Consider the following 23,529-nt stretch of genomic DNA (forward strand, 5'->3'; position numbering starts at 1 on the left):
AGAGTTAAATGCCTACTATACAGCAATTAGTAAGAAAAGGTAGAAAAAAGTTAACCTCAAAATCAAAATCTCCCGCTTTGGACTCATGTCCACAAAGGAGAGGGGTTTGTACAAGGGTTTACACTACCACTCCAAAAAAACCTAACTCTGCGATGCGTAAAGTGGCAAGAGTAAGGTTGACAAATGGAAAAGAAGTTAACGCATATATCCCAGGTGAAGGACACAACCTGCAAGAGCACTCAATCGTGCTTATTCGTGGTGGTCGTGTAAAAGACCTTCCTGGTGTAAGATATCACATTATCCGTGGTGCGCTTGATACTGCAGGGGTAAACGGACGTTTACAAGGTCGTTCAAAATATGGTGCTAAAAGACCTAAAAAATAATTTTACACAGCAATGAGAAAAGCAAAACCAAAAAAGAGATACATCCTTCCGGATCCTAAATTTCAAGATACGCTAGTAACGAAATTCGTTAACTATCTGATGGCTGATGGAAAGAAGTCATTAGCATATGGAATTTTCTACGATGCGATCGATATCGTTAATGAAAAAACTGGTGAAAACGGTTTAGAGGTTTGGAAGAAAGCACTTAATAACGTGATGCCTTCTGTCGAGGTAAAAAGTAGAAGAGTGGGTGGTGCTACATTTCAGGTACCAATGGAAGTTAGACCAGAAAGAAAGACTTCATTAGGTATTAAGTGGTTAATCTCCTATTCACGTTCTAGAAATGAGAAAACGATGGTAGAAAGATTAGCTAACGAAATCGTTGCGGCTTCAAAAGGTGAAGGTGCTGCCATCAAGAAAAAGGATGATACTCACCGTATGGCAGAAGCGAATAAAGCTTTTTCACACTTCAGATTCTAATAGGATATTAAAATGGCTAAAAAAGATTTAACCTACCTTCGTAACATCGGTATCATGGCTCACATTGATGCCGGGAAAACGACAACGACTGAAAGAATTCTTTTCTATACCGGTCTTAGTCATAAAATTGGAGAGGTACACGATGGTGCCGCTACAATGGACTGGATGGAACAAGAGCAGGAGCGAGGTATTACTATTACTTCAGCTGCTACTACTACTTTCTGGAAGTACCCTACAAAACAGGGACAACCTCTGGATGACACTAAAGAATTCAAAGTAAACATTATTGATACTCCGGGTCACGTTGACTTTACCGTTGAGGTAGAGCGTTCTCTACGTGTTCTCGATGGAGCTGTAGCTCTTTTCTGTGCAGTATCTGGTGTTGAGCCTCAGTCTGAAACAGTATGGAGACAAGCTGACAAGTACCATGTTCCAAGAATTTGTTTCGTAAACAAAATGGACCGTGCTGGAGCTGACTTCTTCAATGTTGTTAACGAAATCAAAGACAAATTAGGCGCTAACCCTGTTCCACTTCAAGTACCTATCGGAGCTGAAGATTCATTCAAAGGTGTAGTTGACCTTATTACTAATAAAGCTGTAATCTGGAACGACGAAGATTTCGGAATGACATACGAGGTTGTTGATATTCCTGCTGATATCGAAGATACAGTTATGGAGTGGAGACAAAATCTTGTTGAGGCAGTAGCTGAATACGATGATGCACTTCTAGAGAAATTCTTTGAAGATCCGGATTCAATTACAGAAGAAGAAATGATGGCTGCAATCCGTAAAGCTGTTATCGACATGTCTATGTCGCCAGTTATGTGCGGTTCGGCATTTAAAAATAAAGGGGTTCAGGCAGTGCTTGATGCAGTTTGTGCATACTTGCCTTCTCCATATGACATGCCTGCTGTAACAGGTGTTAATCCAAATACAGAAAAAGAAGAGACAAGAACTCCAGATAATGATGAGCCATTCTCTGCACTTGCATTTAAAATTGCTACTGACCCATTCGTAGGTCGTCTTGCATTTATGCGTGTATATGCTGGTACTCTGGACGCGGGTTCTTATATATTAAATAACCGTACAGGTAAAAAAGAGCGTATCTCTCGATTGATGCAGATGCACTCAAACAAGCAGAACCCTATTGATAAAGTAGAGGCTGGTGATATCTGTGCTGGTGTTGGTTTTAAAGATATTAAAACAGGTGATTCATTAACTGACGAAAAGAATCCATTAATTCTTGAGTCAATGGAATTCCCTGAGCCGGTAATCGGTTATGCGATCGAGCCTAAAACTCAGGCTGATGTTGATAAGCTTGGTACTGCAATTGCTAAGTTAGTTGAAGAAGATCCAACTCTACACGTTGAGACTGATCACGAAACAGGACAGACTGTACTTAGAGGTATGGGTGAGCTTCACCTTGAGATCATCATTGATCGACTTAAAAGAGAATTTAAAGTAGAGATCAACCAGGGTGCTCCTCAGGTTGCTTACAAAGAGTCTGTTACAGATTATGTTGAGCACAAAGAGGTTTACAAGAAGCAGAGTGGTGGTAAAGGTAAATTCGCTGATATTGTATTCGAATTAGGACCTGCTAAAGACGACGACGAGAAGTTGGCTGCAGCTGCTAAGGATGGTCTTCAGTTTGATAATAAGATCGTTGGTGGTGTTATTCCTAAAGAATTTATCCCTGCGATAGAAAAAGGATTCAGAGAAGCAATGAAGAACGGTCCTTTAGCTGGTTTCCCTGTAGATAATCTTTATGTTAGATTATACCACGGTTCATTCCACGATGTTGACTCTGACGCTCTTTCTTTCGAATTGGCTGCTAGATTAGGATTTAAGGCTGCTGCTGGTAAAGCTAAGCCTCAATTACTTGAGCCGATCATGAAAGTTGAGATCGTTACTCCTGAAGAGTTTACTGGTCCTATCACTGGTGACTTGAACAAGAGAAGAGGTATCATGAGAGGAATGGATACAAAAGGAGGAGCTCAGATCATTAAAGGTGATGTTCCTTTATCAGAACTTTTCGGCTATGTTACTGACCTTAGAACAATTTCTTCAGGTAGAGCAACTGCATCTCTAGTGTTCTCACATTACGATGCGGTACCTAAAAACATAGCAGACGAAGTGATTGCTGAAACTAAAGGTACAGCCGTTTAAAAAACAGAATTATGACACAGAAAATAAGAATAAAACTTAAGTCATACGATCATAATCTCGTTGATAAATCATCAGAAAAGATCGTTCGTGCTGTAAAAACTACTGGAGCAGTAGTAAGTGGTCCTATTCCTCTTCCAACAGAGAAGGACATCTTTACAGTGTTACGTTCTCCACACGTAAATAAGAAGTCAAGAGAGCAGTTCCAGCTTTGTACTTACAAAAGATTGGTGGACATCTATTCAAATAGTGCAAAAACTGTTGATGCACTTATGAAACTTGAACTTCCAAGTGGTGTTGATGTAGAGATTAAAGTTTGATCTTAACACACAGAAATATAAAAGAACCAATCATTGTATTGGTTCTTTTTTTATTGTCTAAAGTCTGCAACCGGAAATTATTGATAATAAGTTTTTTTTAATCACATTAATTTCTATCTTTGCAGTCCTTTTGCGCGGTGATTCCGCAACTCATTGGGCAAAAGGGAGTTAAAAATTAAAGAAATGTCAGGAATAATAGGTAGAAAAATCGGAATGACTAGCGTTTACGGTGCCGATGGACGAAACGTCGCATGCACGGTGATAGAGGCTGGTCCTTGTGTGATTACACAAGTGAAGAATGAAGAATCTGACGGCTACAATGCTGTACAATTAGCGTACGGTGAGCGTAAAGAAAAGCGTACACCTCAGGCATTGTTAGGTCACTTTAAAAAAGCTGATACAACACCTAAATCCAAGGTAGTGGAATTCAGAGATTTCCGTCTTGAGTTTGAAGGTGGTATTGAGCTTGGTAAAGAAGTCAGTGTACAGGACGTCTTTGAGGAAGGTGACTTCCTTGATGTAAAAGGCGTAAGCAAAGGTAAAGGTTTTCAAGGTGTAGTTAAGCGTCATGGATTTGGTGGTGTAGGCCAGGCAACTCATGGTCAGCACAACAGATTAAGAGCACCTGGATCAATTGGTGCAGCATCGTATCCTGCGAGAGTATTCAAAGGAATGAAGATGGCTGGACAGACCGGAAACAAATCAGTTAAGGTAACGAACTTAAAAGTTATGAAGATTCTTGCTGATGAGAATCTTATTCTAGTTAGTGGTTCGGTACCCGGTGCAAAAAATTCATACTTAATTCTAGAGAAGTAAGATCATGGAAATAACAGTATTATCAAGAACCGGAGAGGATACGGGTAGAAAGGTTAAGTTAGCTGATTCAGTTTTTGGAATTGAACCAAATGATCACGCAATATATCTTGATGTGAAACAATACCTTGCTAATCAAAGACAGGGTACTCACAAGTCTAAAGAACGTGCTGAGATCACCGGATCTACCAAGAAAATAAAGAAACAGAAAGGTACAGGTACTGCTCGTGCAGGTAGTATTAAATCTCCAATTTTTAAAGGTGGTGGACGTGTATTTGGTCCTCAACCAAGAAACTACGGATTTAAGCTTAATAAAAAAGTTAAGCAATTAGCGCGAAAAAGTGCTTTAGCATATAAAGCAAAAGATTCAGCAATTACTGTTTTAGATGGTGTTTCATTTGATGCTCCAAAAACTAAAGAGTATTTGTCAATGCTAAATGCATTGTCTCTTGCTGACAAAAAGACGTTACTTGTTGTTGATTCTGCAGATAAGAATTTATTATTATCAAGCAGAAACATTAAGAAGACAGACGTAATAACGTGTGACGAATTAAGCACGTACAAAGTGATTAATGCTGATACGCTAATTTTGAGCGAAAGCAGTGTAGAACAATTGGAAAAACTTTTTAATAAGTAAGCCATGAGCGTACTGATTAAACCTATAGTGACCGAAAAGGTCTCGGAGATGAACGAAAAGGGTAAGTATGGCTTCGTAGTAAGTCAAAAAGCCAATAAGCTGCAAATAAAAAAGGCTGTTGAACAAGCCTACGGCGTATCTGTAGAAGCCGTTAACACAATAAACGTACTAGGTAAGAAGAAAACGAGATATACAAAGTCTCAAATCCTTACCGGAAGAAAGCCTTCATACAAGAAAGCAATTGTAACTGTTGCAGAAGGCGAAGTAATAGATTTTTACAGTGGTATATAATCAACTGAGAAATGGCAGTTAAAAAATTAAGACCGGTAACTCCGGGACAACGATACAGATTAGCTCCTGTTTACAGTGGCATCAGCAAGGAGGCTCCAGAGAAGTCATTACTTGTTGGTAAAACTAAATCAGGTGGCCGTAATAACCAGGGACGTATGACAATGCGTTACATTGGTGGCGGACATAAGCAGAAATACAGAATAATCGATTTCAAAAGAGATAAAAGAGATATTCCGGCAACGGTAAAAAGTATCCAGTACGATCCAAATCGTACCGCTTTCATCGCGTTGTTGTTCTATGCTGACGGAGAGAAGAGATATATTCTTGCTCCTGAAGGATTACAGGAAGGACAACAGATAATTGCAGGACAGGATGCTGCTCCAGAGCTAGGAAACGCTTTACCATTGGCAAAGATTCCATTAGGTACAATTCTTCATAACGTAGAATTACAACCAGGAAACGGAGCTTCAATGGTTAGAAGTGCAGGTTCTTATGCTCAGCTTTTGGCTCGTGAAGGTAATTATGCTACAATCAAGCTTCCTTCAGGTGAAACAAGAAGAGTATTAACCAGATGTTATGCAACAGTTGGTGCGGTAAGTAATGCTGACCACATGAACGTTAAGCTTGGAAAAGCTGGTAGAAACAGATGGTTGGGAAGACGTCCACGAGTACGTGGTGTTGTAATGAACCCGGTTGATCACCCAATGGGTGGTGGTGAAGGACGTGCATCAGGAGGACATCCTAGATCAAGAAACGGACTTTACACCAAAGGGCTAAAAACTCGTAAACCAAAGAAATACTCTGACAGATTAATCATCAGTAGAAGGAAGAAGAAGAAATAATTATGGCTAGATCATTAAAAAAAGGACCATATATTGATTTCAGGCTCGAGAAGAAAGTCGATGCCATGAATGAAAGCGGCAAAAAATCAGTGATCAAGACCTGGTCGAGAAGATCAATGATTTCGCCGGACTTCGTAGGATATACATTCGCGGTCCACAACGGAAATAAATTTATCCCTGTTTATGTTACAGAAAACATGGTAGGGCATAAGCTAGGAGAATTTGCCCCAACACGTACCTACAGAGGGCATGTGAACAAAAAGGATAAAGGCAAACGTTAAGCGCTAAAAAGATGGAAGCAATAGCAAAATTAAACAATGTGCCTACTTCACCTCGCAAGATGCGTCTTGTAGCGGATATGATCCGTGGAGAAAGAGTGAACAGGGCCTTGAATATATTGAAGTTTGATTCCAAGCATGGTTCTGCCAGGCTGGAAAAACTGTTACTTTCTGCTATCGCCAATTGGCAGCAAAAGAATGAAGATGCCGATTTGGAGGAAGCTGACTTGTACGTTAAAACAATCTTTGTAGATAGTGGTCGCATGCTTAAGCGACTTCGTCCGGCACCTCAGGGCCGAGCACACCGAATCAGAAAGCGTTCAAATCACGTTACAATCGTGGTTGACAGCCTTCAAGCGGTAGATCATACAGCAGAAATTAATCAGGAACAAGATAACAACGAATAGGAATGGGACAAAAAGTAAATCCTATAGGTCTTAGACTGGGAATAATAAAAGGTTGGGATTCTGCCTGGTTCGGAGGTAAGGACTTCAGCGATAAGCTGGTAGAAGACCACAAGATAAGACAATATGTAGAAGCAAGGATACCAAAAGGTGGTATCTCAAAAATAGTTATAGAACGCACCCTTAAGCGCATCACGCTTACCATACACACTGCCCGCCCGGAGTCGTTATCGGGAAAGGTGGCTCGGAAGTAGATCGTATCAAAGAAGAGCTTAAAAAGTTAACTGGTAAGGACGTTCAAATAAATATCTTTGAAATTAAACGCCCTGAGTTGGATGCCAAACTCGTAGGTGATAGCATTGCGCAGCAGCTTAAAGCTCGTATCTCGTATAGAAGAGCGATGAAGCAAGCCATCTCATCAGCAATGAGAGTTGGAGCGCAAGGTATTAAGATCAAAGTTAGCGGACGTCTAGGTGGCGCAGAAATGGCTCGAACTGAGCAATATAAAGAAGGTCGAATTCCTTTGCATACCCTACGTGCAGATATCGACTATCATGTGTCTGAAGCCGATACCGTTTATGGTATAATCGGTATCAAAGTTTGGATCTTTAAAGGTGAAGTGTTCGGCAAGCGCGATTTATCGCCTAACGTTGGAGGCGGTTCAAATCAAGGAAACAGCGGAGGCGGAAGAAAACGTCAACGCAGAAAGCGCTAACCGACGCAGGGTTTAAAAGATTGCTGAACGTTAACAAAATTTAAAAATGTTACAACCTAAAAGAACAAAATTCAGAAAGCAGCAGAAGGGTAGAGTTAAGGGAATAGCTCAGCGTGGTTATACCATTTCGTTCGGTTCTTTTGCGATCAAATCGCTAGAGCCAGGATGGATCACTGCTCGCCAGATAGAAGCTGCTCGTATCGCCATGACCCGTGCTATGAAGCGTCAGGGTCAGGTATGGATCCGAATCTTTCCTGATAAGCCCGTAACAAAGAAACCTGCAGAGGTTCGTATGGGTAAAGGTAAAGGTGCACCGGAATATTGGGTGGCTACTGTAAAGCCGGGTACAATCTTATTTGAAGCCGGAGGAGTGCCACGCGCATTAGCTCAGGAAGCAATGAGATTAGCTCAGCAAAAGCTACCTATCAGTACAAAATTTGTTGTAAGAAGAGACTATACTGAATAAGGGTATGAAAACGAGTGAAATTAAATCTCTGACAGCCGAAGAGCTAGAAGCTCGCATAAACGAGGAAACTGAAGCACTAAGCAAACTTAAGTTTGCACACGAGATCTCTCCGATTGAGAATCCGATGAAGATCCGTGAGTCGCGCAGGTTAATAGCTCGTCTTAAAACAGAACTAAGAGCAAAAGAAATTGCTAAATAAGAAAAAAGGCAATGGAGAATCGAAAATTAAGAAAAGAACGAATAGGTAAAGTTGTCAGCAATAAAATGCAAAAGACAATTACCATTTCTGTTGATCGAAAAGAAAAACATCCTATCTACGGTAAATTTGTTGGTAAGACCAGCAAATTCACTGCGCACGATGAAAAAGAAGAGTGCGGTATAGGAGATACAGTAAGAATCATGGAAACTCGACCTATGTCTAAAAACAAAAGGTGGAGATTAGTAGAAATCTTAGAGAGAGCGAAGTAATCATGATACAGCAAGAGTCTAGACTTAACGTTGCAGATAACAGTGGTGCCAAAGAGGTACTTTGTATTAGAGTACTCGGTGGAACCGGAAAGCGATACGCTTCTGTCGGTGACAAGATCATCGTAACAGTAAAATCTGCATTATCATCAAGCAACCTGAAGAAAGGTACAGTTTCAAGAGCTGTTGTTGTTCGTACGAAGAAAGAAGTTCGTCGTAAAGACGGGTCTTACATTCGCTTTGAAGACAACGCCGCTGTGCTGCTGAATAACAATGACGAGCCTAGAGGAACCCGTATTTTCGGGCCTGTTGCACGTGAACTTCGTGAAAGGCAATTCATGAAAATTGTTTCCTTAGCTCCTGAAGTACTTTAAGTTATGAAGAACGCACACAAAACAAATAAATTCCACATCCGTAAGGGTGATACCGTAAAAGTGATTGCTGGCAATCAAAACGGTAAGACAGGACAAGTTCTTGAGGTGATTCCTTCAACATACCGCGCTATCGTAGAAGGCGTAAACATGGTAACAAAACATGTTAAACCTTCAGCTACAAAACCAGAGGGTGGTATCGAAAAAGTTGAAGCACCTATTCATATGAGCAACCTGATGTTGGTTGATCCCGCAACTGGCGAGCCTACAAGAGTAGGTCGTAAAGTTGATGAAAACGGTAAACTACAACGTTATTCAAAAAAAACCGGAGAGGTAATTAAAAATGGCTAATCCAAGATTAAAAGATAAATACCTAAGCGAGATCGCACCTGCACTGAAAGAAAAATTTCAGTACAAGTCTGTAATGCAGGTGCCTAAGATCACCAAGATTTGTATCAACAAAGGTATTGGTGCAGCAGTTGCCGATAAAAAGTTGGTAGATGTTGGTGTTGAGGAATTAACTGCAATCACAGGTCAGAAAGCCGTAGTTACCCTTGCGAAAAACTCTGTCTCTAACTTTAAGCTAAGAGAAGGCATGCCTATCGGAGCTAAAGTTACTTTGAGAGGAGAGCGCATGTACGAATTCCTTGATAGATTATTAAATATCGCACTACCACGTGTAAGAGATTTCCGTGGTGTAAGTGACAAAGGATTCGACGGCAGAGGTAATTACACTTTAGGTGTGAAAGAGCAGATTATTTTCCCTGAGATCAGTATCGACCAGGTTAAGAAAATAAACGGTATGGATATAACGTTTGTAACGACCGCCGATACAGATGAAGAGTGTTTTGAATTGTTGAAAGCGCTGGGAATGCCTTTCGTAAACAAAAACAAATAAGAAATTATGGCAAGAGAAGCATTAAAAGCCCGAGAAAGAAAGCGTGAGCGTTTAGTAGCTAAGTACGCTAAAAAGCGTGCTGAATTAAAAGCTGCAGGCGATTACGAAGGTCTTGATAAACTTCCGAGAAATGCCTCACCAGTTAGATTACACAATAGATGTAAATTAACTGGGCGTCCTAAAGGTTACATGAGAAAATTTGGAATCTCAAGGGTAACATTTAGGGAAATGGCACTTGACGGAAAAATTCCGGGTGTTAAAAAAGCAAGCTGGTAATTATCAGCCCTTTTATTTTATATATAAGAAAAGTTCTTTATCTTTGCACGCCTGTTTCAAATCAGGCTTAACGATATTATTGATTAAAGATGACTGATCCAATAGCAGATTATTTAACAAGGATTAGAAACGCGATGACTGCTAACCACAGAGTGGTTGAGCTACCCGCTTCGAATATTAAGAAGGAAATGACAAAAATCCTTCATGATAAAGGTTATATCCAAGGGTATAAGTTTGAAGATGATGTGAATGTACAGGGCACAATCAAGATCGCGTTGAAGTACAACCCTGTAACCAAGGCTCCTGCTATCGTTCATCTAGAGCGTGTTAGTAAGCCTGGTTTGAGAAAATATGCGAAAGCCTCCGAATTACCTCGTGTACTTAACGGTCTTGGAGTTGCCATTTTATCTACTAGTGTAGGTGTGATGACCGACAAAGAAGCCCGTACACAGAATATCGGTGGTGAAGTTTTATGCTACGTATACTAATTAGGAAATTATGTCACGAATTGGTAAAAAACCGATAACTATACCAGAAGGTGTAACAATAACTCATAAACCTGGACAAATCACAGTTAAAGGCCCAAAAGGCGAACTGGTACAGGATGTGAGCGAAGAGATAAAAGTATCTATCGAGGACGGCGAATGTATTTTTGAGCGTCCAACCGAACAGAAGAAGCATAAAGCATTGCACGGTTTAACCCGGGCGCTGGTTGCTAATATGGTTGAGGGTGTTGTTAACGGTTATAAAAAAGAATTAGAGCTTGTTGGTGTAGGTTACAAAGCTACAGCACAAGGTCAGTTACTTGAGCTTAACCTTGGATACTCTCATAGTATCTTCTTCCAGGTACCTGAAGAGATTAAAGTAACTGCTGCTACTGAAAAAGGTAAAAATCCTATCGTTACTTTAGAGAGTAATGATAAGCAATTAATCGGCCAGGTTGCAGCTAAGATTAAATCACTAAGAAAAGTAGAGCCTTACAAAGGTAAAGGTATCCGTTTCGTAGGTGAAAGAATTAGACGTAAAGCAGGTAAAACCGCTGCTAAATAATAAGAAGTAATATGGCTATTAAAAAATATAACCGCAGATTACGAATAAGAAGAGGAATACGTAAAAAAGTAAGTGGTACAGCAGAGCGTCCTCGTTTGAGTGTATATAAAAGTAATTCTTCTATATATGCGCAATTAATAGACGATTTAAACGGTAATACACTTGCTTATGCTTCTTCTCGAGAGGTAAATCCTTCTAAGAAGAATTTCAATGTAGAGGATGCAAATAATGTAGGTAAGAAAATTGCTGAACTAGCAAAATCTAATGGCATCGAGACTGTTGTTTTCGACCGTAGCGGATACCGCTACCATGGCAGAATAAAGTCACTAGCTGAAGGTGCTAGAGAAGGAGGCCTAAAATTCTAAGAATATGTCACAAAGTAGTACAATAAGATCAGTAAAAGCGAGTGAATTGGACCTTAAAGAAAAGGTCGTTGCAATTAAGCGTGTAGCTAAAGTAGTAAAAGGTGGTAGACGCTTCAGTTTCTCTGCAATTGTTGTTGTAGGAGATGGTAATGGAGTGGTTGGTTACGGATTAGGTAAAGCTAATGAAGTAACAGATGCTATCACTAAAGGCATCGATGATGCAAAAAAGAATCTGATCAAAATTCCTGTACTAAAAGGATCTATTCCTCATGAAACCGTTGGAAAGTACGGTGGTGGACTAGTATTGATCAAACCTGCATCTCACGGTACTGGAGTTATCGCTGGTGGTGCTATGCGTGCTGTACTTGAAAGTGCAGGTATTACAGACGTACTCGCTAAATCTAAGGGTTCATCAAACCCTCACAACGCTGTAAAGGCAACCTTTAATGGACTGTCTAAGTTACGTGATGCTTATACTGTGGCACAAACAAGAGGTGTTGAACTAGATAAAGTATTTAACGGGTAAAGATTATGGCGAAGGTTAAAATTACGCAAGTAAGAAGTACAATTGGTCGTCCAAAACGTCAGGTTAGAACTATTGAAGCACTGGGTTTAGGACGTATCAATAAATCCGTAGAGGTAGAGAATACTCCTCAAATAGCGGGTATGATCAATAAAGTTAGTCACTTGGTAAATGTAACTGAGATATGAAATTACATACATTAAAACCTGCCGCGGGATCGACGAAGAATTCAAAGAGAATAGGTAGAGGTCAGGGAACTGGCCGTGGTGGAACTTCAACAAGAGGACATAAAGGTGCTAAATCCAGATCAGGATACAGCAGCAAAGCTGGTTTTGAAGGTGGACAAATGCCCCTTCAAAGAAGGGTTCCTAAGTTTGGATTCAGAAATCCTAATAGAGTAGAGTATAAGCCTGTAAACTTGTACCAAATACAAGAGTTGGCTGATAATAAAAAATTAGATGCGATCGACCTACAGGTTTTGATCGATAATGGGTTTGCTCAGAAAAATGATTTGATCAAAATTCTTGGCAAAGGAGAATTAAAGTCTAAATTAGCAGTTACTGCTCATAAATTTTCGGCTTCTGCTAAGGAAGCTATTGAAAAAGCAGGCGGATCAGTAACAACACTTTAATTAGAAGAATGAAAAAGTTTATTACGACCATCAGGAACATTTTTTCGATTGAGGAACTAAGAACTAGGATCCTTAACACCCTTGGCTTTTTAATTATATTTCGCCTTGGGTCTTTTATCGTTTTACCTGGCGTTAATCCAGATCAACTACCTGAGTCAGCAGATGGAATATTCGGTTTGCTTGACAGTTTTCTAGGTGGTGCATTTAATAATGCTGCGATTTTCGGTCTTGGTATTATGCCATATATTTCGGCATCGATCGTAGTTCAATTGCTAACCATAGCTATTCCTCATTTCCAAAGATTGCAGAAAGAAGGGGAGAGCGGTCGTAAAAGATTAACTCAGATAACTAGAGTACTGACCATCATAATTACTTTAGGTCAGTCTATAGGATACCTTACTGCTTACATTCCAGGTGAAGCAGTTGTGGTAGATCCTTTATTCTTTAAAATCAGTTCAGCAATTATTCTGACATCGGGAACCATGTTCTGTATGTGGCTTGGTGAAAGAATTACTGATAAAGGAATTGGAAATGGTATTTCAATGCTGATCATGATCGGTATTATATCGAGATTTCCAAATTCATTGATTTTTGAATTTACTTCAAAAGGCGATCAGGGAGGTATAATACTTTTCGTGTTGGAAATGGTTGCTTTGTTCTTTGTTGTAATGGCAGTAGTTGCTCTTACAAAAGCAGTAAGAAGAATTCCGGTAAATTATGCTAAAGCGCATGTTTCAGGAGGAAGGGCTTATGGAGGACAAAGACAATACATTCCTTTAAAAGTAAATAGTTCAGGTGTAATGCCAATCATTTTTGCTCAAGCATTGATGTTTTTACCTGCCTTATTTGCTCAGCCTTTTCAGGACACAGATCTGGGTAACTATTTTATAACAACGTTCTCAAACTACCAGACTCCGGTTTATAACATAACCTTTGCGATATTAATTATTCTTTTCACGTTCTTTTATACTGCTATTACCGTAAACCCTACAGAAATAGCTGACGGATTGAAAAGAAACGGAGGGTTTATTCCGGGTGTTAAACCAGGTAAAGAAACATCAGAGTATCTTGATAGTGTTTTAACTAAGATTACTCTTCCAGGATCAATATTCCTTGCAATTGTAGCTATTTTACCTGCATTTGCAACATTAGCGGGGGTTTCTCCAATGTTCTCTCAGTTTTATGGTGGAACAAGCTTATTGATTATGGTTGGAGTTATTCTTGATACTCTACAGCAGATAGAAAGTTATTTATTAATGCGTCATTACGAAGGACTAATGAAGTCTGGTAAAGTAAAAGGACGTTCTGAAGCAGCAGTTGTTTAATTTATGATCCCTGTTAAGTCTAAAGAAGAAATAGAGATCATAAAAGAGAGCGCTGATATACTCGGAAGAGCTCATGGTGAAGTTGCAAAAGCAGTTAAGCCAGGAGTTTCGACGAAAGCTCTTGATAAGATAGCTGAAGAATTTATAAAGGATCATCAAGGACATCCGTCCTTTTTGGGATATAGCGGGTTTCCCGCATCACTTTGTATATCAGTGAACGAAAACGTCGTTCATGGTATTCCCGGTGAGTACGTTTTGAAAGATGGAGATTTAGTTTCAATTGATTGTGGTGTTTTTTATAAGGGCTACCACAGTGATTGTGCTTACAGTTATGCAGTAGGTGAAGTTAGCGAAGAATTAAAGCGGCTGATTCGAGTAACTCGCCAATCCCTCTATGAAGGGATCCAGGCTGCAGTAGCCGGACACAGGATCGGAGATATAGGCTATGCTGTACAATCATTTGTTGAAAAAGAAGGTTATTCAGTTGTAAGAGAACTTGTCGGCCATGGTGTCGGTAAGAATCTGCACGAAAAGCCTGAGGTTCCTAATTATGGGAAGCGCGGTCGTGGAGCTAAATTGAAGCCGGGTTATGTATTAGCAGTTGAACCAATGGTTAATCAAGGTGGACGAAGTATTGTTCAGGAAGCCGATGGTTGGACCATTAGAACTGCAGATAGATTACCGAGTGCTCACTTTGAGCACACAATTGCTATCACCGAAGAAGGTGAGGCAGAGATTTTAACAACGCATCAATATATTGAAGACTATTTAAAAGAACAATATGGCGAAACAATCATCCATTGAACAAGACGGTACAATAACCGAAGCATTGTCGAATGCGATGTTCCGCGTTGAACTTGAAAACGGGCACGAAGTTATTGCTCATATATCAGGTAAGATGCGGATGAATTACATTAAAATATTACCAGGAGACAAAGTTAAATTAGAAATGTCTCCGTATGATTTAACTAAAGGTAGAATCGTTTACAGATACAAATAAAGTCATGAAGGTAAGAGCATCCGTAAAAAAGAGAAGCAGCGATTGCAAAATCGTACGCCGAAAAGGAAAGGTGTACGTTATTAACAAAAAGAACCCTAAGTTTAAACAAAGACAAGGATAATTATGGCACGTATTGCAGGAGTCGATATTCCGGATAACAAGAGAGGGGAAATTTCCCTTACGTACATCTTCGGTATAGGAAAAAGTTCAGCTCAGGAGATTCTGTCTAAAGCCGGGGTCGATAAGGATAAAAAAGTAAGCGAGTGGACTGATGATGAGTCAACAGCTGTTCGTAACGTCATTTCTGAGAACCACAAAGTAGAAGGTGTGTTAAAATCAGAAGTGCAGCTTAACATTAAGCGACTTATGGACATCGGTTGTTACCGAGGACTTCGTCACAGAAAAGGTTTACCTGTTAGAGGTCAAAAAACTAAAAACAACTCGAGAACGAGAAAAGGTAAACGTAAAACTGTTGCTAACAAGAAAAAAGCTGTTAAATAATAGCAAACAGGATAGATTACCTTCCTGAAAATTGTAGTGAAATATGGCTCAAAAAAGAAAAGATAAAGCAAAAAAGAGAGTAGTAGTTGTTGACGCAGTAGGTCAGGCTCATATCAAAGCGACCTTCAACAACATCATTATCTCAATGACTAATCAGGCCGGTCAAGTTATTTCATGGGCTTCTGCAGGTAAAATGGGCTTTAAGGGTTCTAAAAAGAACACTCCTTATGCTGCTCAAACTGCTGCTCAGGATTGTGCTCAAAAAGCATATGATCTTGGTCTTCGAAAGGTTGAAGTATTCGTTAAGGGTCCTGGTGCTGGTCGTGAATCAGCAATCAGAACAATCCAGAACACGGGTATCGAGGTGACAATGATTAAAGATATCACACCTCTTCCACACAACGGATGTCGTCCACCAAAAAGAAGAAGAGTCTAATTTAATTAACTGAACGGAAAAAAATAATGGCTAGATATACAGGTCCAAAGGCTAAAATAGCCCGTAAATTCCAGGAAGCGATTTTTGGTCCGAGCAAAGCGCTTCAAAAGAAAAGTTACGGTCCGGGACAACACGGACGTAGCCGCAGAAGAAAGCAGTCTGAATACGCTATTCAGCTTGCTGAAAAACAAAAGGCAAAATATACTTACGGTGTATTAGAGAAGCAATTCGCTAATACTTTCGAAAAAGCTACAAGAAAGAAGGGTGTAACTGGTGAGGTTCTTCTTCAATTATTGGAAGCTAGATTGGACAACACCGTTTATAGATTAGGTATTGCGCCAACAAGAAGGAGTGCAAGACAACTTGTATCTCATAAACACATAACTGTTAATGGCGAAATCGTTAACATTCCATCGTATTCTTTAAAAGAAGGTGATGTAGTTGGTGTACGTGAGAGAAGTAAAACATTGGAAGTTATCAGTAACTCACTTGCTGCAGGTAGAAAGCAATTTTCATGGCTTGAGTGGGACGGAAAAGAGTTTGCTGGTAAATTCGTAACAATGCCACAACGTGATGAAATTCCTGAAAATATTAAGGAACAATTGATCGTTGAATTGTACTCTAAATAATCCTATTGACTAATATAAAGACTCGAAATAATATGTCCATTTTAGCATTTCAAATGCCCGAAAAGGTGGCGATGGAGAAAGCAGATGATTTTCACGGGCTTTTTACATTTAAACCACTTGAACCGGGATATGGAGTTACTATAGGTAATGCGCTTAGAAGAATCCTTTTATCTTCTTTAGAAGGATATGCCATCACCGGTATAAAAATTCCGGACGTTCTACACGAATTCTCTTCTATCGAAGGTGTTGTAGAGGATGTATCTGAGATCATCCTTAACCTGAAGATGGTTAGATTTAAGAAAGTAGGCGACCTTGTTGAAAACAAAATCACAGTTAAGGTTGGCGGTAGCAAAGAATTTAAAGCTGCAGATATCGGTGGAAATACCTCTGCCTTCGAAATTCTAAACCCAGACTTGGTGATTTGTCATATGGACGAGTCTGTTGATTTCGAAATCGAATTAACTGTCGATAAAGGAAGAGGGTACTTACCAGCTGAGGAAAACAAACCAGCTGAGCAGGTATTCGGATTTATTCCAATTGATGCGATTTTCACTCCTATTAAAAACGTGAAATTTAGCGTCGAAAATACTCGTGTTGAGCAAAAAACTGACTACGAAATGTTAGTGCTTGACATTGAAACTGACGGATCTATTCATCCTGAAGATGCATTAAAAGGAGCTGCCAATATTTTGATCCAGCACTTTATGCTATTCTCTGATCAGAATATGATCCTTGAAACTGAGAAATCAGGAGAGCCTGAGCAAGTAGATGAAGAAATGCTTCATATGCGAAAGCTGCTTAAAACTTCACTTAGTGATCTTGACCTATCAGTAAGAGCTTACAACTGCCTTAAAGCTGCAGATGTTAGAACTCTTGGTGATCTTGTAAGACTTGAGATCTCTGATATGATGAAGTTCCGTAACTTCGGTAAGAAGTCGCTTGCTGAGCTTGAGCAGTTAGTTCAGGAAAAAGGATTAACTTTTGGAATGGATTTGTCTAAGTATAAACTTGACGAAGAGTAAGAAAAATGAGACACGGTAAAAAATTTAATCACTTGGGTAGAACTGCCTCTCACAGAAAGGCAATGCTTTCTAACATGGCAAGTTCACTCATCCTACATAAGAGAATAACGACGACTGTAGCTAAGGCAAAAGCTCTTAGGAAATATGTTGAGCCTTTGATTACTAAAGCTAAGGCTGATTCAACTCACTCTCGTCGTGTAGTATTCAGTTACCTTCAAAATAAGTACTCTGTAGATACTTTATTTAATGAAGTAGCTGATAAGGTTGCCAACCGACCAGGTGGATACACTAGAATTATCAAGCTTAATTCAAGACTTGGAGATAACGCTGATATGTGTATCATGGAATTAGTAGATTACAATGAGCTACTAGTTAAAGAAGAAAAGTCTGCTGGTAAGAAAACCAGAAGAAGCCGAAGAGGTAGTGGTTCTAAAACTAAATCTGCTGCTCCTAAGTCTGAAGCTAAAGCCGAAGTGACTAAAGCAGAAGAAAGTAAAACTGAAGAACCTAAAGCAGAAAAGCCTAAAGCTGAAACTAAAAAAGCTGAAGCTAAGAAAGCTGCACCGAAAAAAGAATCTAAAAAATCTGATTCTGAATCAAAGTCTTCTGAAGAAAAGAACGAAGATAAAGGTGAATAATAAATATTTACTAAATAAATTTAAAAGGGAGCAAACATATGTTTGTTCCCTTTTTTATTTTTGCACAAAATCTATTTCGCAAATACATTATGACTACAGCCAAGTATAATCCGCACTCTAAAGCAAGCTTGTTACTCGAAGATGGTACTTTGTTACATGGTATTTCAGTAGGTTACTCCGGTACCGCTGGTGGTGAGATCTGTTTTAATACTGGTATGACAGGTTATCAGGAAATTTATACCGATCCTTCTTATTACGGACAGGTAATTATCAGTACGACTTCACATATTGGTAATTACAATGTCATTGATGATGAACAAGAATCTGCTAATCCTCAAATAAGTGGAATCATCGTAAATGAATTTTCCTGGAAAGGAAGTAGAAAAACTTCTGATGAAACGCTACATAAATATCTTAATGACAATAAGGTTGTAGGGATTGCCGACCTTGATACCCGAAAACTGGTCAAGCATGTAAGAACAAAAGGTGCCATGAACTGTATCATCAGTTCTGAATATCATACTAAAGAAGAACTTCAGAAGGAACTGGATAAAATTCCTTCAATGCTAAACCTGGAGTTAAGTACTCAGGTGACAGCTAAGGAGCCTTATTATGTAGGAGATCCTTCCGGAATAAAGGTAGCTGTTCTCGATCTTGGTTGTAAGACAAGTATCCTTAGAAATATGACCTCAAGAGGTATTTATTGTAAAGTGTTTCCTGCTAAAACATCTTTCGAAGAAATGAAAGAATGGGGACCTAAGGGATATTTTATTAGTAATGGTCCCGGAGACCCTGCAGCTACTTCTTATGCAGTTGAAACTGTCAAGGAAATTCAGGAAAGCGGAAGCCCGATGTTCGGCATTTGCCTGGGGCATCAAATGATCGCTCTTGCCAATGATGTAGAAACCTATAAGATGCACCATGGTCATAGAGGATTAAATCACCCAGTTAAAAATCTCCTTACAGGAAAAAGCGAAATAACTTCTCAAAATCATGGATTCTCTGTAAGTATGGAATCTGTGGAACAACACCCTAATGTTGAAATGACACACATTAACCTGAATGACAAAACCGTTGAAGGAATCCGGATAAAGGATAAAAAGGTGTTCTCGGTACAATATCACCCGGAAGCCGGCCCTGGGCCTCATGATTCCAGATACTTATTTGATGATTTTATTGCGTTAATGAACTAAAAACTAAAACTATGAGTTTAATTGAAAGTATCCACGCCAGACAAATTCTGGATTCACGTGGTAATCCAACCATTGAAGTAGATGTAACTACAGAAAACGGCTTTGTTGGCAGAGCTGCTGTACCATCAGGTGCTAGCACAGGTGTGAATGAAGCAGTTGAATTGAGAGATGAAGATAAAGATAGATTTGGCGGGAAGGGTGTCTTAAAAGCTGTCGAAAATGTAAATGAAGTTATTGCCCCAGAATTAGTTGGGTTTGATGTGTACGAGCAAAACATGCTTGATAAAATCATGATCGAACTTGATGGTACCGATAATAAGGGTAAACTGGGAGCTAACGCTATCTTAGGTGTTTCATTAGCAGTTGCTAAAGCAGCAGCAATGGAATCCGGACAGTCTTTATATAGATATATTGGAGGTGCAAATGCACGTACACTTCCTGTTCCTATGATGAATATTATCAATGGAGGTTCTCACTCTGATGCTCCTATTGCTTTCCAGGAGTTTATGATCAGACCCATCGGTGCACCTTCATTCAATGAAGCAATGCGAATGGGGACAGAGATCTTCCATCAATTAAAGAAGATCTTAAAGGGAAAAGGATTAAGTACTGCTGTAGGTGATGAAGGAGGTTTTGCTCCGGAATTTACAGGAGGCACTGAAGAAGCTTTAGATACTGTTTTACAAGCAATCGAAGAAGCAGGATATAAACCAGGTACTGAAGTAACCTTAGCGCTAGATTGCGCCTCTTCGGAATTTTTCGAGGATGGGGTTTACAATTATGCTAAATTCGAGGGCGAGAATGGTAAAAAGAGAAACCAGGAAGAGCAAGTTGATTACCTGGCAGAATTGATCGGTAAATATCCAATCGATTCAATCGAAGATGGATGTGCCGAAGAAGACTGGGATGGATGGAACCTGTTAACTTCCAAAATAGGAGACAGATGCCAGCTAGTTGGTGATGACCTTTTTGTAACTAATGTCAAGTTTCTTGAAAGAGGGATTAAAGAAAAGTCTGCAAACAGTATTCTAATCAAGGTAAATCAGATCGGTACGCTTACAGAGACTCTTGAGGCTATTGATATGGCTCACAGAGCAGGATTTACTGCAGTGATTAGTCATAGAAGTGGTGAAACAGAAGATGCAACTATAGCAGATATTGCTGTAGCAACTAATGCTGGTCAGATCAAGACTGGATCTCTGTCAAGAAGTGATAGAATGGCAAAGTATAACCAATTACTTAGAATAGAAGAAGAATTGGCTGAGGTAGCTAAATATCCAACTGCCAAAAAATAATATTTATTATACTTAGAAAGAAAGCTGTAGACTTCACGTTTACAGCTTTTTTTATTGAAAGTATCGATCAAGATTATTATTTTACTTAAAACAGGTATCTTTGAGAGAGATAAATAATTTTTATAATGTTAGAGCTGGAGAAATTTTTGAGTCGTGTTAAAAGTAAGATGTCTAATGTTTATGTTCTTAGTCTTGCAGTATTTTTAGTTTGGATGCTTTTCTTCGATAACACAAACTTCATAACTACTTTTAAGCTCAATTCTAAGCTAAACAACCTTGAAAAGGAGAAAGAATATTATGAGGAGAATATTCAGCAGGTTGAAAAAGACAGAAAGGAATTATTAAGTAATACTGAGTTGTTAGAAAAGTTTGCCAGGGAGAGATATTTTATGAAGAAAGAATCTGAAGATTTGTATATAATCGTAGACCATACCGAATAAGAATGAAAAATCTATCAATCACCATTATTATTTTCATCTTTATCGCTTTCAATTCTTTTAGCCAGGAGTATTATAAGGAAGGCGACAGAAATGAGGATTCAGTTGAAGTCAAAGAAGAAACAGCAAAGACTTATCAACAGGCAAAGGAAGAAAATGAGTTTTGGCAAAAAGTTAGATTTGGCGGAGGGTTTGGATTAGGGTTTAATCCATTTTATGTGGATCTGTCTCCTTCTGTTGGCTACATGGTCAATCAACGTTTAATGACCGGTATTGGAATCAGATATTTATATGTCAGATACGATGATCCATTTTTTGAAGGGTCTTATAACAGTTACGGAGGGAGTCTCTGGGCCAATTATTTCGTATTAGATAATATATTTCTACGTACAGAATATGAGACGTTAAGAGTAGATTTTGTTGAAGATGCAAGGCTAAAAAGAGAGTGGGTGCCTTCATTTTTTCTAGGGGGTGGTTATGTTCAACCGATAGGAAGGACAGGATCAGGATTTTATCTTACTGCTCTTTATAATCTTCTTCATGACGACCTAAGATCACCATACGGAAGTCCACTAGTTATCAGGGCAGGAGTTATGCTTTAATTAATTCGGATTTGGCAAATCCACATCAAACTTTTCTGAAAGGTTTTTAAGACTATCTACTACAGGTTTTAGTAAGGGAATACCGTTTTCTTTTCTTTCTTTCTCGAACATTCTTTCAGGGTCACCTGGGATTTTTACTTTTTTCTCATTGTTTATAGATTCTGTTACCCTGAATCTTCCAATCCATTGATCCATATGTTTTAAGAAATCTTCTTTTGGCCGAAATGCATCAACTCTCATTGCGCCAAAGAAATGACCCAGACCTTCTCCTACCGGATTATCTGAAACAGGTAAAAAACTCACGAATGGAGGTACCCATGGTCCATAATTCGCTCCTGATAAAACCCCGGATAAAATATCAACTACCGATCCGAGAATATATCCTTTATGTCCTGCATTTTTTGGAGATCCACCTAATGGCAATAACGCTCCACCATCTTTTACAGCACCGGGATCAGTAGAAGGATTCCCTTCTTTGTCCTGTACCCACCCTAAAGGAGCTTGTTCATTTTTTCTTTGAAGAATTTCCAGTTTGCCATTAGCAGCTGTGGTAGTTGCCATATCAGCGACAAATGGAGGTTCATTTTTGGCTGGAATTGCTACACTTATCGGGTTAGTACCAAGCATTCTTTCCTTTCCAAAGGTGGGAGCAACAAGTGGACTGGCATTAGTGAAGCTAAAGCCAATCATGTCTTCTTCCAATGCCATCATGCTATGATAACCAGCAATACCATAATGATTGGAGTTTTTAACTGCTACCCATCCGGTACCTACATTTTTTGCTTTTTCCATAGCAATTTTCATTGCAGCAGGGCCAACGACAAGTCCTAAGCCTTTGTCTCCATCCACAACCGCAGTTGAAGGAGTTTCATGAACAACTGTAATGTTCGGTTTTGGATTCACTCTTTTGGACTCCCAGAGTCTGACATATCCGATCAGCCTGGCTATACCATGAGAATCAACCCCTCTCAGGTCTGCTGACAACAATGTATTAGTTGCCTGTATTGCATCTTGATCGCTGCAACCAATTGCTAGAAATATTTTTTTAGCGAAATTATATAGTTCCTTATAGGAATAATTAGTAGTCATTTGCTAATTATTTTCTTCATCTTCCTTTAATAAAACCTCATGTAAAAGGCCTTCTTTCAATGATGCAGGAGATATTCGAATTCTTTTTAAATCAAGGGTGTTTAATACAAATTTTATTAATACGCCGGCAACAACTATCATATCAACCCTTAGAGGAATCATGCCGGGAATCTGTAATCGTTCCTTCCTTGATTTTACAACAAGATTGCTGTAAATTTCTTCAAAATCTTTAAGATCAAGCCATAAATCGGATTTAATTTTATTGTATTTCAGCGGATACTTTTCACATGAGATGTCATTTAACGTATCAAAACTACCTGATGCACCAATCAAAACCACAGGATGGTATTTTTCAGCTGCATCGACAAGAGGTTTAAGCATAATCTCAAGATAGTTATTTAATTCTTCTATCTTGTTATCTGGCATAGGATCTGATGATTGGAACATATCTACCAATCTCTGTCCGCCAATTTCAAATGACTGTTTCCAGAATATGTTGTTTTCATCACAAATTATAAACTCAACACTTCCTCCTCCAATATCAAGAATCAGAGATCTTTCATCACCAATGTAGATTGCCGATTTTACACCTTCATAAATATATTCCGCTTCTTTATCACCGTCAATGATCTCAACATTAATACCATATTTTTCATAGATCAGGTTTGCTATCTCCTGTCCGTTTTTAGCATTGCGCATTGCACTCGTAGCAGTCGCGTAAATGTGGTCAACTTCGAGTTCGTTGATTACCTTTTTAAAACTGGATATTGCCGTTAAACCCCGGTTTTTGGCATCCTCGGTTATAAAACCTTTGGAAATACCTCCTTTACCAATTCCCACAGCTTGTTTTTCCTTGTGTAATACCTCTATTTCATGGTTAACAACTCTAACGATTAAAAGGTGCCATGTATTGGTACCCAGGTCTATTACGGCAGTTTTCTGATTATTCATATTGGCTTAAAAAATCGGCGAAATTTAGCTATTTTTAGCC

General features: G+C 39.1%; 38 protein-coding genes and 1 pseudogene. 37 read left to right on the forward strand and 2 right to left on the reverse strand.

Translation table 11 applies throughout. The annotated features are described in order from the left end of the window. The first annotated feature begins 8 nt into the window (after window positions 1-8). From rpsL to DCC35_RS04440, 37 genes and pseudogenes are all read left to right on the forward strand, one after another. Window positions 9-383, forward strand: a complete 375-nt coding sequence (gene rpsL / locus DCC35_RS04260) for a 30S ribosomal protein S12 (RefSeq protein WP_137089619.1) — start codon at window positions 9-11, stop codon at window positions 381-383. Between the two features lie 12 nt (window positions 384-395). Next, window positions 396-863 carry a 30S ribosomal protein S7 gene (rpsG, locus tag DCC35_RS04265; protein WP_137089620.1) on the forward strand — a complete coding sequence of 156 codons (468 nt, stop codon included), beginning with the start codon at window positions 396-398 and terminating at the stop codon, window positions 861-863. 12 nt (window positions 864-875) lie between these two features. Continuing rightward, window positions 876-3,029, forward strand: a complete 2,154-nt coding sequence (gene fusA / locus DCC35_RS04270; RefSeq protein ID WP_137089621.1) for an elongation factor G — start codon at window positions 876-878, stop codon at window positions 3,027-3,029. Between the two features lie 11 nt (window positions 3,030-3,040). Then, window positions 3,041-3,346, forward strand: coding sequence for a 30S ribosomal protein S10 (gene rpsJ / locus DCC35_RS04275; protein WP_137089622.1), 306 nt, complete (start codon window positions 3,041-3,043; stop codon window positions 3,344-3,346). A 183-nt stretch (window positions 3,347-3,529) separates the two neighbouring features. Further along, entirely contained in the window at window positions 3,530-4,162 is a 633-nt protein-coding gene (gene rplC, locus DCC35_RS04280; protein WP_137089623.1) for a 50S ribosomal protein L3, read from the forward strand. 4 nt (window positions 4,163-4,166) lie between these two features. Beyond that, window positions 4,167-4,796, forward strand: coding sequence for a 50S ribosomal protein L4 (rplD, locus tag DCC35_RS04285; protein ID WP_137089624.1), 630 nt, complete (start codon window positions 4,167-4,169; stop codon window positions 4,794-4,796). A gap of 3 nt (window positions 4,797-4,799) precedes the next feature. Further along, window positions 4,800-5,087, forward strand: coding sequence for a 50S ribosomal protein L23 (gene rplW, locus DCC35_RS04290; protein WP_137089625.1), 288 nt, complete (start codon window positions 4,800-4,802; stop codon window positions 5,085-5,087). A gap of 11 nt (window positions 5,088-5,098) precedes the next feature. Next, window positions 5,099-5,929: a 50S ribosomal protein L2 gene (gene rplB, locus DCC35_RS04295; RefSeq protein ID WP_137089626.1), complete on the forward strand. Its 831-nt coding sequence runs from the start codon at window positions 5,099-5,101 to the stop codon at window positions 5,927-5,929. A 2-nt stretch (window positions 5,930-5,931) separates the two neighbouring features. Next, the gene (gene rpsS, locus DCC35_RS04300) at window positions 5,932-6,210 is read left to right on the forward strand and encodes a 30S ribosomal protein S19 (protein ID WP_137089627.1); all 279 of its coding nucleotides are present in this window, start codon (window positions 5,932-5,934) and stop codon (window positions 6,208-6,210) included. An 11-nt stretch (window positions 6,211-6,221) separates the two neighbouring features. Beyond that, entirely contained in the window at window positions 6,222-6,614 is a 393-nt protein-coding gene (rplV, locus tag DCC35_RS04305; protein WP_137089628.1) for a 50S ribosomal protein L22, read from the forward strand. 2 nt (window positions 6,615-6,616) lie between these two features. After that, window positions 6,617-7,326: pseudogene (gene rpsC, locus DCC35_RS04310) on the forward strand (30S ribosomal protein S3). 46 nt (window positions 7,327-7,372) lie between these two features. Beyond that, window positions 7,373-7,792 carry a 50S ribosomal protein L16 gene (rplP, locus tag DCC35_RS04315; RefSeq protein ID WP_137089629.1) on the forward strand — a complete coding sequence of 140 codons (420 nt, stop codon included), beginning with the start codon at window positions 7,373-7,375 and terminating at the stop codon, window positions 7,790-7,792. Between the two features lie 4 nt (window positions 7,793-7,796). Beyond that, the gene (rpmC, locus tag DCC35_RS04320; protein ID WP_137089630.1) at window positions 7,797-7,991 is read left to right on the forward strand and encodes a 50S ribosomal protein L29; all 195 of its coding nucleotides are present in this window, start codon (window positions 7,797-7,799) and stop codon (window positions 7,989-7,991) included. A gap of 11 nt (window positions 7,992-8,002) precedes the next feature. Further along, window positions 8,003-8,260, forward strand: a complete 258-nt coding sequence (rpsQ, locus tag DCC35_RS04325; RefSeq protein ID WP_137089631.1) for a 30S ribosomal protein S17 — start codon at window positions 8,003-8,005, stop codon at window positions 8,258-8,260. 2 nt (window positions 8,261-8,262) lie between these two features. After that, window positions 8,263-8,631 (forward strand): 50S ribosomal protein L14, encoded by a 369-nt coding sequence (rplN, locus tag DCC35_RS04330; RefSeq protein WP_137089632.1) that lies wholly within the window; start codon window positions 8,263-8,265, stop codon window positions 8,629-8,631. Window positions 8,632-8,634: 3 nt separating this feature from the next. Continuing rightward, window positions 8,635-8,979, forward strand: a complete 345-nt coding sequence (rplX, locus tag DCC35_RS04335) for a 50S ribosomal protein L24 (protein ID WP_137089633.1) — start codon at window positions 8,635-8,637, stop codon at window positions 8,977-8,979. Beyond that, window positions 8,972-9,526 (forward strand): 50S ribosomal protein L5, encoded by a 555-nt coding sequence (gene rplE / locus DCC35_RS04340; protein ID WP_137089634.1) that lies wholly within the window; start codon window positions 8,972-8,974, stop codon window positions 9,524-9,526. Before rplX ends, rplE begins: the two co-directional genes overlap by 8 nt. 6 nt (window positions 9,527-9,532) lie before the next feature. Continuing rightward, the gene (rpsN, locus tag DCC35_RS04345) at window positions 9,533-9,802 is read left to right on the forward strand and encodes a 30S ribosomal protein S14 (protein WP_137089635.1); all 270 of its coding nucleotides are present in this window, start codon (window positions 9,533-9,535) and stop codon (window positions 9,800-9,802) included. A gap of 89 nt (window positions 9,803-9,891) precedes the next feature. Then, complete coding sequence (rpsH, locus tag DCC35_RS04350) at window positions 9,892-10,290, forward strand: 30S ribosomal protein S8 (protein WP_137089636.1); 399 nt, start codon at window positions 9,892-9,894, stop codon at window positions 10,288-10,290. A 10-nt stretch (window positions 10,291-10,300) separates the two neighbouring features. Beyond that, entirely contained in the window at window positions 10,301-10,852 is a 552-nt protein-coding gene (gene rplF, locus DCC35_RS04355) for a 50S ribosomal protein L6 (protein WP_137089637.1), read from the forward strand. A gap of 11 nt (window positions 10,853-10,863) precedes the next feature. Further along, window positions 10,864-11,217, forward strand: a complete 354-nt coding sequence (rplR, locus tag DCC35_RS04360) for a 50S ribosomal protein L18 (protein WP_137089638.1) — start codon at window positions 10,864-10,866, stop codon at window positions 11,215-11,217. A 4-nt stretch (window positions 11,218-11,221) separates the two neighbouring features. Then, complete coding sequence (gene rpsE, locus DCC35_RS04365) at window positions 11,222-11,743, forward strand: 30S ribosomal protein S5 (protein WP_137089639.1); 522 nt, start codon at window positions 11,222-11,224, stop codon at window positions 11,741-11,743. 5 nt (window positions 11,744-11,748) lie between these two features. After that, on the forward strand, window positions 11,749-11,928 hold the full coding sequence (gene rpmD, locus DCC35_RS04370) for a 50S ribosomal protein L30 (RefSeq protein ID WP_137089640.1): 180 nt from the start codon (window positions 11,749-11,751) through the stop codon (window positions 11,926-11,928). Next, the gene (gene rplO, locus DCC35_RS04375; RefSeq protein ID WP_137089641.1) at window positions 11,925-12,371 is read left to right on the forward strand and encodes a 50S ribosomal protein L15; all 447 of its coding nucleotides are present in this window, start codon (window positions 11,925-11,927) and stop codon (window positions 12,369-12,371) included. Before rpmD ends, rplO begins: the two co-directional genes overlap by 4 nt. 8 nt (window positions 12,372-12,379) lie before the next feature. Then, window positions 12,380-13,696: a preprotein translocase subunit SecY gene (secY, locus tag DCC35_RS04380; protein ID WP_137089642.1), complete on the forward strand. Its 1,317-nt coding sequence runs from the start codon at window positions 12,380-12,382 to the stop codon at window positions 13,694-13,696. 3 nt (window positions 13,697-13,699) lie between these two features. Continuing rightward, window positions 13,700-14,500: a type I methionyl aminopeptidase gene (map, locus tag DCC35_RS04385; protein ID WP_137089643.1), complete on the forward strand. Its 801-nt coding sequence runs from the start codon at window positions 13,700-13,702 to the stop codon at window positions 14,498-14,500. Continuing rightward, window positions 14,478-14,696 (forward strand): translation initiation factor IF-1, encoded by a 219-nt coding sequence (gene infA / locus DCC35_RS04390; RefSeq protein WP_137089644.1) that lies wholly within the window; start codon window positions 14,478-14,480, stop codon window positions 14,694-14,696. The genes map and infA overlap by 23 nt, the downstream gene beginning before the upstream one ends. 4 nt (window positions 14,697-14,700) lie before the next feature. Further along, complete coding sequence (gene ykgO / locus DCC35_RS04395) at window positions 14,701-14,817, forward strand: type B 50S ribosomal protein L36 (protein WP_137089645.1); 117 nt, start codon at window positions 14,701-14,703, stop codon at window positions 14,815-14,817. Between the two features lie 2 nt (window positions 14,818-14,819). Then, on the forward strand, window positions 14,820-15,197 hold the full coding sequence (rpsM, locus tag DCC35_RS04400; protein ID WP_137089646.1) for a 30S ribosomal protein S13: 378 nt from the start codon (window positions 14,820-14,822) through the stop codon (window positions 15,195-15,197). 43 nt (window positions 15,198-15,240) lie between these two features. Continuing rightward, the gene (gene rpsK / locus DCC35_RS04405; RefSeq protein WP_137089647.1) at window positions 15,241-15,633 is read left to right on the forward strand and encodes a 30S ribosomal protein S11; all 393 of its coding nucleotides are present in this window, start codon (window positions 15,241-15,243) and stop codon (window positions 15,631-15,633) included. A gap of 26 nt (window positions 15,634-15,659) precedes the next feature. Continuing rightward, on the forward strand, window positions 15,660-16,262 hold the full coding sequence (gene rpsD, locus DCC35_RS04410) for a 30S ribosomal protein S4 (RefSeq protein ID WP_137089648.1): 603 nt from the start codon (window positions 15,660-15,662) through the stop codon (window positions 16,260-16,262). A 32-nt stretch (window positions 16,263-16,294) separates the two neighbouring features. Then, complete coding sequence (locus DCC35_RS04415; protein WP_137089649.1) at window positions 16,295-17,284, forward strand: DNA-directed RNA polymerase subunit alpha; 990 nt, start codon at window positions 16,295-16,297, stop codon at window positions 17,282-17,284. A gap of 5 nt (window positions 17,285-17,289) precedes the next feature. Then, the gene (rplQ, locus tag DCC35_RS04420; RefSeq protein WP_137089650.1) at window positions 17,290-17,922 is read left to right on the forward strand and encodes a 50S ribosomal protein L17; all 633 of its coding nucleotides are present in this window, start codon (window positions 17,290-17,292) and stop codon (window positions 17,920-17,922) included. Window positions 17,923-18,011: 89 nt separating this feature from the next. Then, window positions 18,012-19,115 carry a glutamine-hydrolyzing carbamoyl-phosphate synthase small subunit gene (gene carA, locus DCC35_RS04425; protein ID WP_137089651.1) on the forward strand — a complete coding sequence of 368 codons (1,104 nt, stop codon included), beginning with the start codon at window positions 18,012-18,014 and terminating at the stop codon, window positions 19,113-19,115. 11 nt (window positions 19,116-19,126) lie between these two features. Further along, window positions 19,127-20,410, forward strand: a complete 1,284-nt coding sequence (eno, locus tag DCC35_RS04430) for a phosphopyruvate hydratase (protein WP_137089652.1) — start codon at window positions 19,127-19,129, stop codon at window positions 20,408-20,410. A 125-nt stretch (window positions 20,411-20,535) separates the two neighbouring features. After that, window positions 20,536-20,850 (forward strand): FtsB family cell division protein, encoded by a 315-nt coding sequence (locus DCC35_RS04435; protein ID WP_246070144.1) that lies wholly within the window; start codon window positions 20,536-20,538, stop codon window positions 20,848-20,850. A gap of 2 nt (window positions 20,851-20,852) precedes the next feature. After that, entirely contained in the window at window positions 20,853-21,449 is a 597-nt protein-coding gene (locus DCC35_RS04440) for a hypothetical protein (RefSeq protein ID WP_137089653.1), read from the forward strand. On the opposite strand, the gene DCC35_RS04445 is transcribed toward DCC35_RS04440, so the two are convergent. Both DCC35_RS04445 and DCC35_RS04450 read right to left on the reverse strand, forming a co-directional pair. After that, the gene (locus DCC35_RS04445) at window positions 21,450-22,538 is read right to left on the reverse strand and encodes an Ldh family oxidoreductase (protein WP_137089654.1); all 1,089 of its coding nucleotides are present in this window, start codon (window positions 22,536-22,538) and stop codon (window positions 21,450-21,452) included. A gap of 3 nt (window positions 22,539-22,541) precedes the next feature. Continuing rightward, entirely contained in the window at window positions 22,542-23,489 is a 948-nt protein-coding gene (locus DCC35_RS04450) for a Ppx/GppA phosphatase family protein (RefSeq protein WP_137089655.1), read from the reverse strand. Window positions 23,490-23,529 lie beyond the last annotated feature (40 nt).

The organism is Mangrovivirga cuniculi (genome assembly GCF_005166025.1).
In the GTDB taxonomy this organism is placed as follows: Bacteria; Bacteroidota; Bacteroidia; order Cytophagales; family Cyclobacteriaceae; genus Mangrovivirga; species Mangrovivirga cuniculi.